Genomic DNA, 17262 nt, shown 5'->3' on the forward strand with positions numbered 1-17262 from the left:
CTTCGACTCGATCTGGCGGATCCGCTCCCGGGTCACGCCGTACACCTTGCCGATCTCGTCGAGGGTCTTCGGCTGGCCGTCGGTGAGGCCGAACCGCATGGAGACCACGCCCGCCTCCCGCTCGGACAGGGTGTCGAGCACCGAGTGCAGCTGCTCCTGCAGCAGCGTGAAGCTCACGGCGTCGGCCGGGACGACGGCCTCGGAGTCCTCGATGAGGTCACCGAACTCGCTGTCGCCGTCCTCGCCGAGCGGGGTGTGCAGCGAGATCGGCTCGCGGCCGTACTTCTGCACCTCGATGACCTTCTCCGGGGTCATGTCGAGCTCCCGGCTCAGCTCCTCCGGGGTGGGCTCGCGGCCCAGGTCCTGCAGCATCTGGCGCTGCACGCGGGCGAGCTTGTTGATGACCTCGACCATGTGGACCGGGATGCGGATGGTGCGCGCCTGATCGGCCATGGCGCGCGTGATCGCCTGGCGGATCCACCAGGTGGCGTAGGTCGAGAACTTGAAGCCCTTGGTGTAGTCGAACTTCTCGACGGCACGGATGAGGCCGAGGTTGCCCTCCTGGATGAGGTCCAGGAACTGCATGCCGCGACCCGTGTAGCGCTTCGCGAGCGAGACGACGAGACGGAGGTTCGCGCCGAGCAGGTGCGACTTGGCACGCTGACCGTCGCGGGCCACCCAGGCGAGCTCGCGCCCGAGCTGCGTCCGCTTCTCCTGGTCGGTCATGCCGCCGAGCTTCTCCTCGGCGAAGAGGCCGGCCTCGATGCGCATCGCGAGCTCGACCTCCTCCGCGGCGTTCAGCAGCGCGACCTTGCCGATCTGCTTGAGGTAGTCCTTGACCGGGTCGGCCGTGGCACCCGTGATCGCGGCGGAGTAGACGGGGACCTCGTCCTCGTCGTCGGTCATCGAGAGCCGGAGCGCCCCGCTCGGCAGCACCTCGATGGGCTCGTCGCTGTCCTCCTCCGTCTCGTCGGCGGCGTCCTCGTCGGACGCCTCCGCGTCGGCCTTGGCGGGGGCGGCGTCCGCATCCGTGTCGTCGGTCGCGGTGTCGTCGGCGACGACGTCGTCCCCGTCGAGCTCGGCGACGTCGGTCGGTTCCAGCTCGTCGTCCTCGTCGTCGTCCGACGCCGTGGCCTTCGATGCCTTGGCGGGCGCGGCCTTCGAGGCGGCCTTCGCGGGCGCCGCCTTCTTCGCGGCGGGCGCGGCCTTGGCGGGCGCGGCCTTCTTCGCGGCCGGGGCGGACTTGGTGGCCGTCTTCGCCGCCGCCGTCTTCGTCGTCGTTGCAGCGGGGCGGTCCTCGTCGACCGTCTTCGCAGAGCTCCGGGTTGCCATGGTGACCCTTTCCGGCCCGCCGTCGGTGTACCGCGGGCATCACTAGGACCCATGTCAAGTCCCCCGCGCCATTCGCCGAAACGAAGGTGTCCGAGGGAACCCGACCGGGTCCTGAAGAACGATTATCGCACAGGCTGCGACGGCATTCCGCCGTCACCACCCCTGTTCGGGCGACGTCGTCCACCGCGCACCCGTCGGAAGAGTGCAACCCAGAAGGGGGCGATGATTATTCCGTCCTCGAGGAACATCCGCGCTCGGGTGCGGCGGCGCGCGACCAGCAGGCCGACGAGCGCGACGAGCGCGACCCCGAAGGGCGCGAGGAACGCGACTCGGAACGCGTCGTACGAGTACAGGACCGCGACCGGCGCGTCGTGACCGGCTCGTGCGTCGAGGAGCAGGCCGATCGCGAACATCCCCACGAACGCGCCGATGAAGCCGCCCGAGTTGGCGATCCCGCTCGCAGAGCCGCCGGCGTGCGACGGGTTGAACGTGCGCGCGAAGTCGAGACCCACCATCGATCCCGGCCCGGCGACGCCGATCCCGAGGAACGCGAGCATCACGAACCAGAGCGGCGGGATCCCGGGCCAGAGGAGCAGGAGCGCCAGGAAGCCGTAGCTCAGCGCCCCGACGCCGAGCACGAGGTTGCTGCGCCGCATCGGGAAGCGCGCGACGATCCATCCGATGGTCGGACCGCCCACGACCGAGGCGGCGACGAAGAGCCCCATGACCGCCGCCGCGAGCCCGATCGGCAGCCCGATCGCCTGGGTCAGGAACGGGTACCCCCAGAGCACGCCGAGGAGGTTCGGAAGCGCCCCGAGCATCATGTGCGCCCAGAACCCCAGCTGCGTGCCCGGCCGGGCGAGGGCGCTGCGCAGGATGGCGGGGCGGCCGCCGACCGGGATGGGCGTGGTGAGCGGCAGGGGCTCGCCGGGTCGCACCAGCAGGAGGACGAGCACCGTCGACAGCACCGACAGGGCCACCGCCGAGAGGAAGGCGACCTGCCAGCTCGTCTCCCGCAGCAGCAGGGCGAACGGCAGGGCCGAGACGATCTGGCCGAGCGATCCGAGCATCCCGACCCACTGGAGCAGCTGCGGCAGCAGCCGCGGCGTGAACCAGCCGGGCAGCAGCCGGATGACGGAGAGGAAGGTGAACGCGTCGCCGCAGCCGACCAGCACTCGGCCGACGACCGCGACGCCGACCACCGGCGAGAACGCCACCACCAGCTGACCGAGCGCCATGAGCGCGGCGCCGATCGCGAGGATGCGCCGCGAGCCGAAACGGTCGAGGAGCACGCCGACCGGCACCTGCAGGAGGCCGTAGACGGCCGTCTGCACGACCGCGACCGTCGAGAGCGCCGCCGCCGTCGTCGCGAACCGCTGGGTGGCCTCCACCCCGGCGACGCCGAACGTGCTCCGCTGGGTGACCGCGACGAGGTAGGCGAAGACGCCGATCCCGAAGACGAGCCAGGCCCGGCGGGAGTTCATCCCCTCAGGCTAGAGGCGCGTGCGCGCGGGTCGGCTCAGCGATCGTCGTCGCGGCGGTTGGCGAGGAACTTCTCGAGCTCCGCGGCGATCGACTCGGCGCTCGGCAGCTCCCCGCTCTCGTCGACGAGCGGCGACGGCAGCGGGTTCTCCTCCATGTACGAGTCGTGGCGCGCCTCGAGCGTGCCGACGAGGCGCTGCAGCTCGGGGTTGTTCTCGACCTGGTCGTCGACCTTCGCGATGAAGTCGCGGTTCTCCTCGCGCAGCTTCTCGGTCGGGAAGATGAGGCCGGTCGCGGCACTGATGCTCTCGAGCGCCGTCACCGCGGCCATCGGGAACTCGGTGTCGGAGAGGTAATGCGGGATGAGGAGGACGAACCCGGCGGTCGGATGGCCGAGCTCCGCGAGACGGTACTCGACGAGATGCAGGGCGTTCGAGGGCAGCTGGGTCGACGGCTTCCACACCGACATGGCGTCGATGAGGTCCGTGCGGTTGCCGCTCACCGTGACGCCGATCGGACGGGTATGCGGGGTCGGCATCGGGATGGCGTGCACCCAGGTCGTGTCCCTCACCTGGTAACGCTGGACGAGCTGGATGATCGCCTGGCTGAACCGCTCCCACTGGAAGTCGGGCTCGAAGCCGGTGAGGAGCAGGAACGGCTGGCCCAGCTCGTCCTTGGCGAGGTAGAGCGAGAGCTTGGCCGGCTTGTAGTCGGTCAGATGATCCTGCACGAAGGTCATGATCGGACGCCGCGCCCGGTAGTCGAGCAGCGCGTCGGTGTCGAAAGCCGCGATCTCACGCATCTCGAGGTTGTCGAGGAGGTACTCGCTCACCTGGCTCACCGCGCCCCCGGCGTCGGAGAAGCCGGTGAGCCCGGCGACGAGGTGCAGCCCCGCGGGCACGGTCGTCGCGTCGAGGGAGAGGTCGTAGAGTCCGCCCGGGTCGCGCATGCGTCGATTTTAGGGCGGCGCCTCGCGCGACCGCCGGAGGCGGAGGCCCCCTCCGGCACGCCCACAGCGAACAGGGCGCAGCCGCCGCGGAGATAGCGTGGCGACATGACCTCCCCTGCTCTCGCCTTCCGCACCGATCCCCTCGTCGACGTCGACGCCGACGTCCTCGTCGTGGGGGTCGTTCCCGGCGATGACGGCCCGCGGCTCGCCTCCGACCACCCCGCGCTCGCCGGCATCGACGCGGCGCTCGCGTCCATCGGCGCGACCGGCCGGGCGGAGCAGCTCGTGCGGGTGCCCTCACCCGAGGGGTTCCGCGCGCCCCTCGCCCTCCTCGGCCTCGGCGCCGCGGAGCCGACCCCGGACGCGTTGCGGACCGCGGCGGGGGCTGCCGCCCGCCAGCTCGCCGGCGTCGGAACCGTCGCCTTCGCACTCCCGGGCGCCGACTCCGCGTCCCTGTCGGCCGTCGCCGAGGGGGCCGCGCTCGGGGCCTACGCCTTCGCCGGCTACCGCACCGAGGCGCCCATCGCGCCGGTGGAGCGCGTCGAGCTCGTCGTGACCGCGGCGCCGGATGAGCCGGAGGCGCTGCTCGCCCGCGCCGCGGCCGTCGCCGACGCGGTCCACGGGGTCCGCGATCTCGCCAGCACCGCCCCCAATCTGCTCGACCCCGCGGCGCTCGCCCAGGCCGCGGTCGACGCGGCGCGCGACCTGCCCGTGGAGGTCGAGGTCCTCGACGAGCAGGAGCTCGCCGCCGGCGGCTTCGGCGGCATCCTCGCGGTGGGCAAGGGGTCGACCCGACCGCCGCGGCTCGTCGTCGTCCGGTACGCGCCGGAGGGCGCGGAACGGCACCTCGCGCTCGTCGGCAAGGGCATCACCTACGACTCGGGCGGCTACTCGATGAAGACGGTCGAGGGGCTCATCGGCATGAAGTACGACATGACCGGCGCGGCCGCCGTGCTCCACGTCGTCCTCGCCGCGGCGCGCCTCGGCCTGCCCATCCGGCTCACCGCGTGGCTGTGCATCGCCGAGAACATGGTCTCGGGCGACGCCATGCGTCCGGACGACGTGATCACGATCCGTGGCGGCAGGACCGTCGAGGTGCTCAACACCGACGCCGAGGGACGGCTCGTCATGGCCGACGGCATCGTCGCTGCGAGCGAGGAGCAGCCCGACGCGATCGTCGACGTCGCGACCCTCACCGGCGGCGCGCGCATCGCGCTCGGCGAGCGGATCATCCCGGTCATGGGCGACGCCGAGCTGAGCGAGCGGATGGTCGCCGCGGGCGAGCGGGTCGGCGAGACCCTCTGGCGGATGCCGCTCCCGTCCGACGTGCGCACGCTGCTCGACAGCGACGTCGCCGACATCCTCAACTCGCGGCCCGGCAAGCGGCAGGGGCACATGCTCCAGGGCGGGCTCTTCCTGCAGTTCTTCGTCGGGACACGCCCGGACGGCACGCCGATCCCGTGGGCGCACCTGGACATCGCCGGACCGGCCAACAACCCCGGCGGCGCCTACGGCTTCACGCCCAAGGGACCGACCGGCACCGCGGTCAGGACCCTGCTCGCGCTCACGGAAGACTTCGCCCGAAAGGGCTAGGGTTGACGACGGCAGGAATCACCTGCCGTTTCGTCCGCACCGCGACGCCACCCCTTTGCGCGGTGCTCACTCCGCTTCATGCACAGGGAGATGCCGGGTGTCCGAGCAGAACTTCGACCTCGTCGTGCTGGGCGCCGGAAGCGGGGGCTACGCCGCCGCGCTCCGGGCCGCCGAGCTGGGCCTCACCGTGGGCCTCATCGAGAAGGGCAAGGTGGGCGGCACGTGCCTCCACGTCGGGTGCATCCCGACGAAGGCGCTGCTGCACTCCGCCGAGATCGCCGATCACGCGCGTGACGCCGCCCGCTTCGGCGTGCAGGCCACGCTGAACGGCATCGACCTCGGTGCCGTCGCGCAGTACCGGGACAGCATCGTGTCGAGCAAGTGGAAGGGTCTGCAGGGGCTCATCAAGGCGCGCGGCATCACCACCATCGAGGGCGAGGGGCGCCTCACCTCGCCCACGACCGTGCAGGTCGGCGATGTCACGGTCATCGGCAAGAACGTCGTCCTCGCGACGGGTTCCTACTCCCGCACGCTCCCCGGTCTCGAGATCGGCGGGCGGGTCATCACCTCCGAGCAGGCGCTCAACCTGGACTTCGTGCCGCGCAAGGCGCTGGTCCTCGGCGGCGGCGTCATCGGTGTCGAGTTCTCCAGCGTCTGGAAGAGCTGGGGAGCCGACGTGCAGATCATCGAGGCGCTGCCGCACCTCGTCCCGAACGAGGACGAGTCGGTCTCGAAGCAGTTCGAGCGCGCGTTCCGCAAGCGCGGCATCGAGTTCAGCCTCGGCGTGCGCTTCCAGTCGGTCACGCAGGACGACCAGGGTGTGCATGTCACGCTCGAGAACGGCGCGACCTTCGACGGCGACATCCTCCTCGTGGCGGTCGGCCGCGGGCCGGTCACCGCGAACCTCGGCTACGAGGAGGTCGGCGTCGCCATGGATCGCGGCTTCGTCCTGACGAACGAGCGACTCCAGACCAACGTGCCGGGCGTGTACGCCGTCGGCGACATCGTCCCGGGGCTGCAGCTCGCGCACCGCGGATTCCTGCAGGGCATCTTCGTCGCCGAGGAGATCGCGGGCCTGAACCCGATCCGCCTCGAGGAGTCGACGATCCCGCGCGTCACCTACTCTGATCCGGAGGTCGCGTCCGTCGGCATCACCGAGGCGAAGGCCAAGGAGACCTACGGCGACGACCAGGTGGTCGCGTACGACTACAACCTGGCCGGCAACGGCAAGAGCCACATCCTCGAGACCTCGGGCTCGGTCAAGGTCGTGCGGGTGAAGGACGGCCCGGTCGTGGGCGTGCATATGATCGGCGCCCGTGTCGGCGAGCTGATCGGCGAGGCGCAGCTCGCGGTGGGCTGGGAGGCCTACCCGGAGGACATCGCGCCGTACATCCACGCGCACCCGACGCAGAACGAGGCGCTGGGTGAGGCGTTCCTGGCACTCGCCGGTAAGCCGCTCCACGCGATCTGACCCCCGGACTACCCTGAACAGCACCACGAATAAGGAGCATCACCGATGAGCGAATCCGTCAGCCTTCCTGCGCTCGGGGAGAGCGTCACGGAGGGCACGGTGACCCGCTGGCTCAAGAAGGTCGGCGACCGGGTTGAGGTCGACGAGCCGCTGCTCGAGGTCTCGACCGACAAGGTCGACACCGAGATCCCGTCGCCGGTCGCCGGGGTCATCGAGCAGATCCTCGTGCAGGAGGACGAGACGGTCGAGGTCGGCACCGCCCTCGTGACCATCGGGGACGGCTCGGGTGGCGGCGACGCTGCTCCGGAGGCGCCCGCCGCGGCGGCTCCCGAGCAGGCGGCACCGGTCGAGCAGCCGGCGGCGCCGGTGCAGGCCGCACCGGTCCCGGAGGACGCGCAGCCCGCTCCCGCACCCGAGCAGAGCGCGCCGCAGGCGGCCGCGGTGCAGGCTGCCGCGACGCCGACCGTGCCCGCTCCGCAGCCGACACCGGCGGAGACCGGTGTGCCGTCGACCGAGCAGCCGGCCGAGGCCGAGCAGGCCGCCCCCGCTCCGCAGCAGCCCGTCGCCGAGCCCGCCGCGCCCGAGCAGCCGCAGGCGGCACCGACCGTCGACGCCGGTGCCTCGTACGCGACGCCCTCCCCCGCCGCCGAGACCGCGGCGCCCGAGGCGGCGTCCGCTCCTCCGGCTCCCGCCGCTCCGGCCGAGCCCGCCCCGGCGCCCGCCGCCGAGGCGCAGCAGAATGCCGCGTCGCACGCCGGCTACGTGACCCCGATCGTGCGCAAGCTCGCCCACGAGAAGGGGATCGACCTCGGTTCCGTCACCGGCACCGGGGTCGGGGGCCGCATCCGCAAGCAGGACGTGCTCGACGCGTCGTCGGCACCGGCCGCCGCCGAGGCTCCGGCCGACAGCGCCGCGCCGCGAGAGGCCGCCGCGGTGTCGCCGCTGCGCGGCACGACCGTGCCGATGTCGCGCCTGCGCAAGGTGGTCGCGGAGCGTGCTGTCGTCTCCATGCAGACGCTGGCGCAGCTCACGACCGTCGTGGAGGTCGACGTCACCAAGGTCGCCGCGCTGCGCGATCGGGTGAAGGGCGACTTCCTCGAGAAGACCGGCACCAAGCTGAGCTTCCTGCCGTTCTTCACCCTGGCGGCCGCGGAGGCGCTGCGCCAGTTCCCGATCATCAACTCGACGGTGGACGGCGACAGCATCGTCTACCCCGACCACGAGAACATCAGCATCGCGGTCGACACCGAGCGCGGCCTCCTCACCCCGGTGATCCGCGACGCGGGCGAGCTGAACATCGCGCAGCTGTCGCAGCAGATCGCCGACCTGGCGGCCCGCACCCGCGACAACAAGCTGAAGCCCGACGAGCTCGCCGGTGGCACCTTCACGGTGACGAACACCGGCTCGCGCGGCGCGCTGTTCGACACCCCGATCGTGTTCCTGCCGCAGTCGGCGATCCTCGGGACGGGCATCGTCGCGAAGAAGCCGGTCGTGGTCAGCGAAGACGGCCTCGACGCGATCGCGATCCGGTCGACGGTCTACCTCGCCCTCTCCTACGACCACCGCATCGTGGACGGGGCCGACGCCGCCCGCTTCCTCGGCGCCGTCAAGGAGCGCCTCGAGGCCGCGGACTTCGCCGCTGACCTCGGCATCTGATCCGATCCCGCAGCGCCGACGCCGTCACCTTCCGGGTGGCGGCGTCGCCGTCTGTCCGGGTGTCGCGGCCGGCTCCGGCGCGATGATGTCGCGGATGCGCCACCCGTCGTCGCCGCGCACGAGCAGCAGCGAGACTCCCCCGCCGACGGCGATGAGCGCCGACCCTCCGATCCGCTCGGTGAGCGCCGGGGGCGCGTCGCCCGCGCCGGCCAGGGGGTCGGGCGGGAGCCGACCGCCGACCTGCCCGACCCGGATCGCCTCGCGGTCGGCATCGGCCGCCGCCGAGTCCGGCTGATCCGCCGCGTCGAGACACAGGATCGACAGCTCGTCCCGGCACGATGCGCGGGCACGGAGCAGGGGCGTCGCCGCGGCGACCGGATCGTCGCCCGTGACGGCGGGGTCGGTCGCGGCGTCGCGCGACGAACCGGTGGACGTCGCAGCGGGCGCCGGGGACGCGGACCGCTCCCCCGCGGCGACCGCGCCGCCCGGAGTCGGCGCAGGGATCACCAGGACCGCCACGACGAGAGACAGCGCCCCGGCGCCCACGCCGAGCACCAGCCGCCGCCGCGCGGACGACCACCGCGCCCAGCGTGCGCGCGCCGCGGCGGCGAGCTCCGCGGCGGGCGAGCGGTCGAGGAGCTCCTCGACACGCGTGGCCCACGCCCACGCCTTCGGCGTCGGCCGGACCTCCGCCACCGGGGAGCCGACCGGGACGACGCGTCCGTGCGCGGACCCCGTCGTCGTGGGCGCATCGCCCATCCGGACCGGCAGGGCCGCGGCGACCTCGAAGATCCCGCCCGCGATGCGCCCGGCGATCTCCGCGTCCGGCGCCGCCAGCACCTCGACGTGCAACCGCTGCGCCGCCTCGCGCCGGGCGCCCCCGACACGCGCGAGCACCGCCGCGGCGAGCTCACGGAGCGCCGCCCGGTCGGCCGCGACCTCCGGGACCCGCTCGAGCGCGACCTCGGGCAGCCCCGCCTCGAACACGCTCGACGAGCCGAACCCGGTCAGCGTCGGCGCGCCGTCCGCATCGAATCGCACGCAGGCTGCGGTCAGCGCCCCGTGGGCGACGCCCGCCGCGTGCAGCCGCCGGACGGTCTCCGCGAGCGGCGCGAGGATCGTGACGGCCTCGCCGCCCTCGAGCTCCGCGCGTTCGGCCAGGAGGTGGGCGAGGTCGTCGCCGAGTCGCGGCAGGACGAGGACGAGCCGATCGTCGTCGGCCGCCGCATCCCGCAGCTCGATGATGTGCGCGCCAGCTCCGCGATCGAGTGCCGCCGCCTCCCGGAGCGCGGCCGGATCGTCGGCCCCGGTCACCTTCAGCACGACCGTACCCGGGGGTTCGCCGCCGTGAGCGAGGAACACGGTTGAGCGTGCGCCGCGCTCGATCCGGCGCAGCACCCGGTATCCCGCGATCTCGCCCGCCTCGTCCACCGGTCCATGCTCACCGCACGCCGGCGGCCTGCGGGACCGCACGCCACGCGCTGTGGATCGACCGCGCGCACCACGGCCCGGGGTGGAGCGGCGTAGGGTCGACGCCATGGTCGATTACGTCGACACGGGGCTAAGCGCCAACTCCGTGCCGTATTCGACCGCCCTCCAGCAGCAGCGTGCCGTGCACGCCGCGGTGGTGAGCGGTCGGGCGCCCGATACCGTCATCCTCCTCGAGCACCCCTCGGTGTACACCGCGGGCAAGCGGACCGAACCGCACGAGCGCCCTACCGACGGCACCCCCGTCGTCGAGGTCGACCGCGGCGGCAAGATCACGTGGCACGGCCCGGGGCAGCTCGTCGGCTACCCCATCGTCCGGCTCGCGGATCCGATCGACGTCGTCGGCTACGTGCGCCGGCTCGAGGGGCTCCTCATCGACGTGCTCGCCGAGCTCGGCGTGCCGGGCGTCCGGGTGGAGGGTCGATCGGGCGTGTGGATCGTCGACCCGTCGCGACCGACCGGTGACAAGATCGCCGCCATCGGCATCCACGTCGCGTCGGGTGTCACCACCCACGGCTTCGCGCTCAACTGCAGCAACGCGTTCGACGCCTACGAGCCGATCGTCGCCTGCGGGCTCGCCGATGCGGGCGTGACGAGCATCACACGCGAGCTCGGCCGCACGGTCACGCCGTCGGACGTCGCCCCGCTCGTCATCGAGCGCTTCGAACGCCACCTCGCCCCGAGCCTCGCGGCCGCGGTCGTCGCCGCATGAGCGCTGTGACGAACGGGATCGCGCCGGGCAACCCGCGCGACGCGGGCGCCCGCAAGCTCCTGCGCCTCGAGGTCCGCAACGCGCAGACCCCCATCGAGCGGAAGCCCGACTGGATCAAGACGCGGGCGAAGATGGGCCCCGAGTTCACCGAGCTGTCGAAGCTCGTGAAGGAGGAGGAGCTCCATACGGTCTGCCAGGAGGCCGGCTGCCCGAACATCTACGAGTGCTGGGAGGATCGCGAGGCCACCTTCCTCATCGGCGGCAGCCAGTGCACGCGACGCTGCGACTTCTGCCAGATCGACACCGGCAAGCCCGCCGACTACGACACCGACGAGCCGCGGCGGGTCGCGGAGTCGGTCACGGCGATGGGGCTCCGCTACGCGACCGTCACCGGGGTCGCGCGCGACGACCTGCCTGACGAGGGGGCCTGGCTGCACGCCGAGACGGTGCGCGCCATCCACGCGGCGAACCCCGGGACCGGGGTCGAGATCCTCGCGACCGACTTCTCCGGCGATCCGGACCTGCTCGGCGAGGTGTTCTCGAGCCGGCCCGAGGTCTTCGCGCACAACGTCGAGACGGTGCCGCGGATCTTCAAGCGGATCCGGCCGGCGTTCCGCTACGAGCGCTCGCTCGGCGTGCTGACGCAGGCGCGGGCGGCGGGGCTCATCACCAAGTCGAACCTCATCCTCGGCATGGGCGAAGAGCACGCGGAGGTCGAGCAGGCCCTGCGCGACCTGCACGAGGCCGGCACCGACATCATCACGATCACGCAGTACCTGCGGCCGAGCCCGCGACACCTGCCGGTCGCGCGGTGGGTGCCCCCGCAGGAGTTCGCGGAGTTGAAGACGGTCGCGGAGGAGATCGGATTCCTCGGCGTCCTCGCCGGCCCGCTCGTGCGCTCGAGCTACCGGGCGGGGCGTCTCTGGGCCACCTCGATGCTGGCGAAGGGCCGCGAGATCCCCGAGCCGCTGCGGCATCTGGCACAGAATCAGGAGTTCGCCCAGGCGGTGTCCTGAGCAGCTGCCGCAACGCGGACGCGCGCCGAGGGGCCGTATTCTGAACCCCATGGCCCGCGCGACCGAGAAGACCGAGAAGCCCGAGAAGGAGCCCAACCGGCTCAAGCAGATGTGGCAGGTCTTCCAGATGACCCGCCGATACGACGGGACCATCGTCTGGTGGATGCTGCTGTGCCTGGTGCTGCCGATCGCGGCCGGCATCGTCGTCGCGCTGCTGACCGCGCGCGACAACGTGTTCAGCCTCGTGCTCTACATCATCGTGGGCGTCCTGGTCGGTGTCCTGCTGGCCATCATCGTGCTCGGCCGACGGGCGGAGCGCGCCGCCTACGCCGGGATCGCGGGCCAGCCGGGCGCGGTCGGGGCCGTCCTCAAGAACAGCCTGCGCCGCTCCTGGGTGGGCAGCGAGATGCCGATCAACATCAGTCCGCGCACCCAGGACGCCGTGTACCGGGCGGTCGGCCGCGGCGGCGTCGTCCTCATCGGCGAGGGCCCGCGGTCGCGCACCCAGCCGATGCTGGAGAAGGAGCGCGCGAACGTCGCGCGCATCCTCCCCAACGTCCCGATCAACTTCCTCTACGTCGGCCCGGACCCCGACTCGACCCCCCTCCACCGCATCGTCCCGAGTCTCGGCAAGTTCAAGGGCACCCTCACCAAGGCCGAGGTCTCGGCCGTGTCGAGCCGGCTCGCGTCGCTCAGCCGCGGCATGGGCGGTATCGGCATCCCCAAGGGCATCGACCCGCGCCGCGTGCGCGCGCCGCGCCCGCGCTAGATCCCCGCGTGGCCTGGAACCACAGCATCCAGTACCTGCCCTGGGTGCTCCGCACCGTCTCTCCGCGCTCGGGCCGCGTCGCGAACGCCCTCGACGTCGGGACCGGCGACGGCGATCTCCCCGCGCTGCTGACACGGGTCGCCGACGAGGTCGTGGGGCTCGACGCCGATGCCGGCCAGTCCGCGGCGGCCGCGGCGCGGCATCCCGACACCCGCGTCCGCTTCGTCACGGCCGACGTGCTGGAGGCGGAGGTCGACGGGGCGCCCTTCGCGATCGTCACCTGCCTCGCCGCCCTGCACCACATGGACCTGGAGGCCGGCCTCACCCGGCTGCGCGACCTGACCGCGCCCGGCGGCGTCCTCGTGATCGTCGGGCTGGCCACCGATGCGACGGCGCTCGACCGAGTCCGGAGCGCGCTCGCGGTGCCGGTATCCGGCGTCAAGCGCCGGGTGCTCGGCTGGTACGACCACGGCGCACCGATGCAAGCCGCGTCGCTGCCCTCGACTCGCGTCCGCGAGGCCGCGGCGCGGATCCTGCCCGGATCGCGCTATCGCACCCGGCTGTACTGGCGTTACTCGCTGGTCTGGCGCGCACCCTCGCGCTGACTCCGCGTCAGACCCGCACGAGGATGGTGGCCGCGGCGCGGTCATGCAGCCCGCGCTGATCCTGGTCCGGGATGATCGCCGGGATCACGAGGCAGACGAGCAGCGTGCGGACGAACGGCTGCCAGGGCGCGAGCCGCCCGCCGGTCACCGGGACGACCCGCATCCGCAGGATCAGGTGCCCGGGGCTGCCGAGGAAGAACAGCTCGAACAGGATCGTGAGCACCGCGAAGACGGCGAGGATGATCCAGCCGGCGACCGTGAGGTCCCGCCCGTGGAAGATCGCCCACGCCAGCGCGTAGGAGATCGCCCAGTCGATCGCGAGCCCGCCGATGCGACGACCGAGCCGGCCGATCGAACGCGGACCCTCCTCCGGGAGCCCGAGCCGACGGCCGGGCCAGGTGCGGGAATCGGAGGCGGGCACGCGACGAGCCTATGAGAGGCTGACTGCGTAACATCCCCGAAACAATGCGGTCACGGTCGGGAAACCGCCCGCCCCTAACCTGCCAGCAGGTTGCTGCCCGCAATCCCCCGTTTCCACGGCCACTGGAGAGTTCCACCTATGTCCACGCCCCTGTTCAGCGACTCGTCCGAGGTCCTGAAGTTCATCAAGGACACGGATGTCAAATTCCTCGACATCCGCTTCACCGATCTGCCCGGCATCCAGCAGCACTTCAACATCCCGGCCTCCACGGTCGACGAGGACTTCTTCTCGGTCGGTCAGCTGTTCGACGGCTCCAGCATCCGCGGCTTCCAGTCGATCCACGAGTCCGACCTGCAGCTCATCCCGGACATCTCGACCGCCTACGTCGATCCGTTCCGCACCGAGCGCACGCTCGTGATCGTCTTCGACATCTACAACCCGCGCAACGGCGAGGTCTACGGCCGCGACCCGCGTCAGGTCGCGAAGAAGGCGGAGAAGTACCTCGCCTCCACCGGCATCGCCGACACCGCGTTCTTCGCGCCCGAGGCGGAGTTCTACATCTTCGACGACGTGCGCTACGAGGTGCGCCAGAACAAGAGCTTCTACGAGGTCGACTCCTCGGAGGCTGCCTGGAACACCGGTCGCGAGGAGGAGGGCGGCAACCTCGCCAACAAGACCCCGTACAAGGGCGGCTACTTCCCCGTCACGCCGGTCGACCAGCACGCGGACCTGCGCGACGACATCGTCGTGAAGCTCATGGAGGTCGGCCTCGAGGTCGAGCGCAGCCACCACGAGGTCGGCACCGCCGGCCAGGGCGAGATCAACTACAAGTTCGACACGATGGTCCACGCGGCGGACGACATCCTGAAGTTCAAGTACATCGTCAAGAACACGGCGCTCGAGTGGGGCAAGGTCGCGACCTTCATGCCGAAGCCGCTCATGGGCGACAACGGCTCGGGCATGCACACGCACCAGTCGCTCTGGAACGACGGCAAGCCGCTCTTCTACGACGAGAAGGGCTACGGCGGCCTGTCGGACATCGCGCGCTGGTACATCGGCGGCATCCTCAAGCACGCGGCCGCGATCTCCGCGTTCACGAACCCGACGGTCAACTCCTACCACCGCCTGATCCCGGGCTTCGAGGCCCCCGTCAACCTGGTCTACTCGGCCGGCAACCGCTCGGCCTCGATCCGCATCCCGATCACGGGAACCAACCCCAAGGCGAAGCGCATCGAGTTCCGCGCGCCGGACGCCTCGGGCAACCCGTACCTCGCGTTCGCGGTGCAGCTCATGGCCGGCATCGACGGCATCCAGAACAAGATCGAGCCGCACGAGCCGGTCGACAAGGACCTCTACGAGCTCCCCCCGGAGGAGGCCAAGAACATCCCGCAGCTGCCGGGCTCGCTCGGCGAGGCGCTCGAGGCCCTCGAGGCCGACCACGAGTTCCTGCTCGCGGGCGGGGTCTTCACCGAGGACCTCATCCGGACCTGGATCGACTACAAGCGCGAGAAGGAGCTGCTGCCCTTCGCGCAGCGGCCGCATCCCTTCGAGTACGAGCTGTACTTCGGGGTCTGATTCCTCGACTGCCCGGCCACCGGCTCACTCCCGCTCCCGCGGAACGTCCGGTGGCCGGGCAGCGTCGTCCCCGGGGCCGACGCAGCGCGTGCACCCGTCCGGGGATTCGGGGAGCGTCCGCTGTGAGACAGGTCTGTTCACCCTGCCACCCGCGCGACGGCACGTAGCTTTGCCGGGTCTCGGCATCCCCCACGTCCGAGACGACGGACGTCGGTCAGCCCCCGATGGCCCGTCCACCCGAGTCTTCCCGGCCGCACGTCTCGGCATGCGGCCGGGAAGCAGGGCGCATCTCGATCAGCCGGCGCGTCTCCCGCCGGAGGGCGCGAACAGACGGATGAGCGCCTCCTCGTGCAGGTCACCCTCGGCCGCACGCTCCCCCTCGACCAGCTCCTGGGTCGCGAGCCCCTGCGCTGCCGCGAGCAGGAGGCGCGCCAGCACAGGTGCCGCGATGTCGTCGCGGAACTCGCCCGCGTCCTGTGCCGCCTGCACCGCCGCCGCGAGCGAGGTCCGGAGACGCGCCGACCGTTCCCGCATCGCTCGGCCGACCGAGCTCTCGCCGTCGATCACGGCGCGAGCAGTGAGCAGGGCCGTCAGAGCCGCCGACCCGCGCGCCGCGTACGCCGAGCGCACGGCCGCTGCGACCCGTTCCGGCAGGGGCTCGTCATCCGCGCTGAGCCGGGCGTTGCGGGCGTCGTACTCCCCCTGCAGAGCGAGGAGCAGGTCGCTCACCGTCGCGAAGTAGTGCCGCACCGCTTCGCGCGACACCCCCGCCGCCTCGGCGACGTCCGCCAGGGTCAGATCACAGCCGCGACGTTCGAAGGCGCTCATCGCCGCGGCGACCAGCCGGGCGCGCTGGGCCAGGCCCTTTCGGTAGGGGCCTCGCCGCGCGGCCGGATCATTCGGTTCCACGGGCATAGACTAACTAAACAACCACTGTGGTGGTTTTTATCACTCGACCCGTGGAAGGGCGTCATGAACTATCTGCTCCGTTGGCTGCTGATCTCGGGGGGCGCCGCGGCGCTCGCGCGCATCGGCGGAGGCCCGTTCCGTCGCGCATCGGATCAGCGGATCCTGGCCGGCGCGACGCTGGTCCTGGGCGGCTCCTGGATCTTGACCGTCGCCGACGCGTTCCTTCCCGTCATGGCGGTCCCTCCCCTCGGGCTGCTGTCGTTCCTGCTGGCCAACGTCGTCTCGATCGCCTCGGCCATCGCAGCCGGAGCCCTGTCGGTGCTGGTGCTCGCCCGGCGCACCGGCCGCGTGCCGGTACCGGCCGGGGGAACCCGGGTCGGTGTCGGGCTGCCGCTCCTCGTCATCGTCGCGGCGGTCGCCAGCTTCATCGGCGAGCGGGCGCTCAGCATCATCGCGGCCGTGGGCCACTGAGCGACGAACCCCGCCGACGGAGCCTGGGGCGCCGCTGTCGTGCCGCGGTCTAGGCTCGAGATGCCCGCCACCCGAGCGTCGCTCCCGTTCCGAGGATCCGCGTGAACCCGCTGCTCTGGCTCTTCGATGCGCAGATCCGCATCGGCGACCAGGTCGTGCTCTGGCGGGAGGTCCTCGGCAACGTGTTCGGGCTGCTCAGCGCCCTCGGCGGCATGCGGCGGCGGGTCTGGGCCTGGCCGGTGGGGATCGCCGGCAACGTCCTCCTGTTCACGGTCTTCCTCGGCGCCGTGTTCGACACCCCGCACCCCGTCAACCTGCTGGGTCAGGCCGGACGGCAGGTCATGTTCGTGATCGTGTCGGCGTACGGCTGGTGGCGATGGAGTCGGCGCGGCGAGGCCCGCGCGTTCAGCCCGCGCTGGGCGTCGTGGCCGGCGCGCATCGGCATCGTCGTCGTGATGGTCGGCGGCACGCTCGCCCTCACGCCGCTGTTCCGGGCACTCGGGTCCTACGAGCCGGTCTGGAGCGACGCCTGGATCTTCGTCGGCTCGCTCCTCGCGACCTACGGCATGGCGCGCGGCTGGGTGGAGTTCTGGCTGATCTGGGTCGCGGTCGACGCGGTCGGGGTGCCGCTGCTGTTCTCCGCGGGCTACTACGCCTCCGGTGCGATGTACGCGTTCTACGGAGCGTTCACGATCTTCGGCTTCGTGGTGTGGGCGCGCTCCAGGCGGCCGCAGCGGGTGCTCCCGGGCACGCAGCCGGCGACGGCCGGTGTCGAGACCGCGTCGCCGGCGCCGGACCGGGCGGCTCCGTGAG

At 71.8% G+C, this 17262-nt stretch carries 16 protein-coding genes; 10 read left to right on the forward strand and 6 right to left on the reverse strand.

Translation table 11 applies throughout. The annotated features are described in order from the left end of the window. The 3 genes from ACTHM3_RS07925 to ACTHM3_RS07935 form a co-directional block, all read right to left on the reverse strand. On the reverse strand, positions 1 to 1332 hold a 1332-nt coding region (locus ACTHM3_RS07925; protein WP_440405574.1), incomplete at its 3' end, for an RNA polymerase sigma factor. 122 nt (positions 1333 to 1454) lie between these two features. Further along, positions 1455 to 2816, reverse strand: coding sequence for an MFS transporter (locus ACTHM3_RS07930; protein WP_440405575.1), 1362 nt, complete (start codon positions 2814 to 2816; stop codon positions 1455 to 1457). 35 nt (positions 2817 to 2851) lie between these two features. Then, on the reverse strand, positions 2852 to 3763 hold the full coding sequence (locus ACTHM3_RS07935; RefSeq protein ID WP_440405576.1) for a proteasome assembly chaperone family protein: 912 nt from the start codon (positions 3761 to 3763) through the stop codon (positions 2852 to 2854). 105 nt (positions 3764 to 3868) lie between these two features. Between ACTHM3_RS07935 and ACTHM3_RS07940 the strand changes: the two genes are divergently transcribed. The 3 genes from ACTHM3_RS07940 (at position 3869) to sucB (ending at position 8483) form a co-directional block, all read left to right on the forward strand. Then, positions 3869 to 5356: a leucyl aminopeptidase gene (locus ACTHM3_RS07940; protein WP_440405577.1), complete on the forward strand. Its 1488-nt coding sequence runs from the start codon at positions 3869 to 3871 to the stop codon at positions 5354 to 5356. A 97-nt stretch (positions 5357 to 5453) separates the two neighbouring features. Then, positions 5454 to 6827, forward strand: a complete 1374-nt coding sequence (lpdA, locus tag ACTHM3_RS07945; RefSeq protein ID WP_440405578.1) for a dihydrolipoyl dehydrogenase — start codon at positions 5454 to 5456, stop codon at positions 6825 to 6827. Between the two features lie 45 nt (positions 6828 to 6872). Continuing rightward, positions 6873 to 8483 (forward strand): 2-oxoglutarate dehydrogenase, E2 component, dihydrolipoamide succinyltransferase, encoded by a 1611-nt coding sequence (gene sucB, locus ACTHM3_RS07950; protein ID WP_440405579.1) that lies wholly within the window; start codon positions 6873 to 6875, stop codon positions 8481 to 8483. A gap of 24 nt (positions 8484 to 8507) precedes the next feature. On the opposite strand, the gene ACTHM3_RS07955 is transcribed toward sucB, so the two are convergent. Further along, positions 8508 to 9914: a protein kinase domain-containing protein gene (locus ACTHM3_RS07955; protein ID WP_440405580.1), complete on the reverse strand. Its 1407-nt coding sequence runs from the start codon at positions 9912 to 9914 to the stop codon at positions 8508 to 8510. 106 nt (positions 9915 to 10020) lie between these two features. Between ACTHM3_RS07955 and lipB the strand changes: the two genes are divergently transcribed. The 4 genes from lipB to ACTHM3_RS07975 are packed head-to-tail and all read left to right on the forward strand — an operon-like array spanning position 10021 to position 13073. After that, complete coding sequence (gene lipB / locus ACTHM3_RS07960; protein ID WP_440405581.1) at positions 10021 to 10683, forward strand: lipoyl(octanoyl) transferase LipB; 663 nt, start codon at positions 10021 to 10023, stop codon at positions 10681 to 10683. Beyond that, positions 10680 to 11699, forward strand: coding sequence for a lipoyl synthase (gene lipA / locus ACTHM3_RS07965; RefSeq protein WP_440405582.1), 1020 nt, complete (start codon positions 10680 to 10682; stop codon positions 11697 to 11699). Before lipB ends, lipA begins: the two co-directional genes overlap by 4 nt. A 49-nt stretch (positions 11700 to 11748) precedes the next feature. Then, positions 11749 to 12468, forward strand: a complete 720-nt coding sequence (locus tag ACTHM3_RS07970) for a DUF4191 domain-containing protein (RefSeq protein ID WP_440405583.1) — start codon at positions 11749 to 11751, stop codon at positions 12466 to 12468. A gap of 8 nt (positions 12469 to 12476) precedes the next feature. Further along, entirely contained in the window at positions 12477 to 13073 is a 597-nt protein-coding gene (locus ACTHM3_RS07975) for a class I SAM-dependent methyltransferase (RefSeq protein WP_440405584.1), read from the forward strand. Between the two features lie 7 nt (positions 13074 to 13080). On the opposite strand, the gene ACTHM3_RS07980 is transcribed toward ACTHM3_RS07975, so the two are convergent. Beyond that, positions 13081 to 13494, reverse strand: coding sequence for an RDD family protein (locus tag ACTHM3_RS07980; RefSeq protein WP_440405585.1), 414 nt, complete (start codon positions 13492 to 13494; stop codon positions 13081 to 13083). A gap of 150 nt (positions 13495 to 13644) precedes the next feature. Here ACTHM3_RS07980 and glnA point away from each other — a divergent pair, with 150 nt between their 5' ends. Further along, entirely contained in the window at positions 13645 to 15069 is a 1425-nt protein-coding gene (glnA, locus tag ACTHM3_RS07985) for a type I glutamate--ammonia ligase (protein ID WP_440405642.1), read from the forward strand. Positions 15070 to 15363: 294 nt separating this feature from the next. Here the strand turns inward: glnA and ACTHM3_RS07990 are convergent, their stop codons facing one another. Then, complete coding sequence (locus ACTHM3_RS07990) at positions 15364 to 15978, reverse strand: TetR/AcrR family transcriptional regulator (protein ID WP_440405586.1); 615 nt, start codon at positions 15976 to 15978, stop codon at positions 15364 to 15366. 63 nt (positions 15979 to 16041) lie between these two features. Between ACTHM3_RS07990 and ACTHM3_RS07995 the strand changes: the two genes are divergently transcribed. Beyond that, positions 16042 to 16449, forward strand: coding sequence for a hypothetical protein (locus ACTHM3_RS07995; RefSeq protein WP_440405587.1), 408 nt, complete (start codon positions 16042 to 16044; stop codon positions 16447 to 16449). 101 nt (positions 16450 to 16550) lie between these two features. Continuing rightward, entirely contained in the window at positions 16551 to 17261 is a 711-nt protein-coding gene (gene pnuC / locus ACTHM3_RS08000) for a nicotinamide riboside transporter PnuC (RefSeq protein ID WP_440405588.1), read from the forward strand. Position 17262 lies beyond the last annotated feature (1 nt).

It is taken from the genome of Pseudolysinimonas sp. (assembly GCF_051954455.1).
In the GTDB taxonomy this organism is placed as follows: domain Bacteria; phylum Actinomycetota; class Actinomycetes; order Actinomycetales; family Microbacteriaceae; genus Pseudolysinimonas.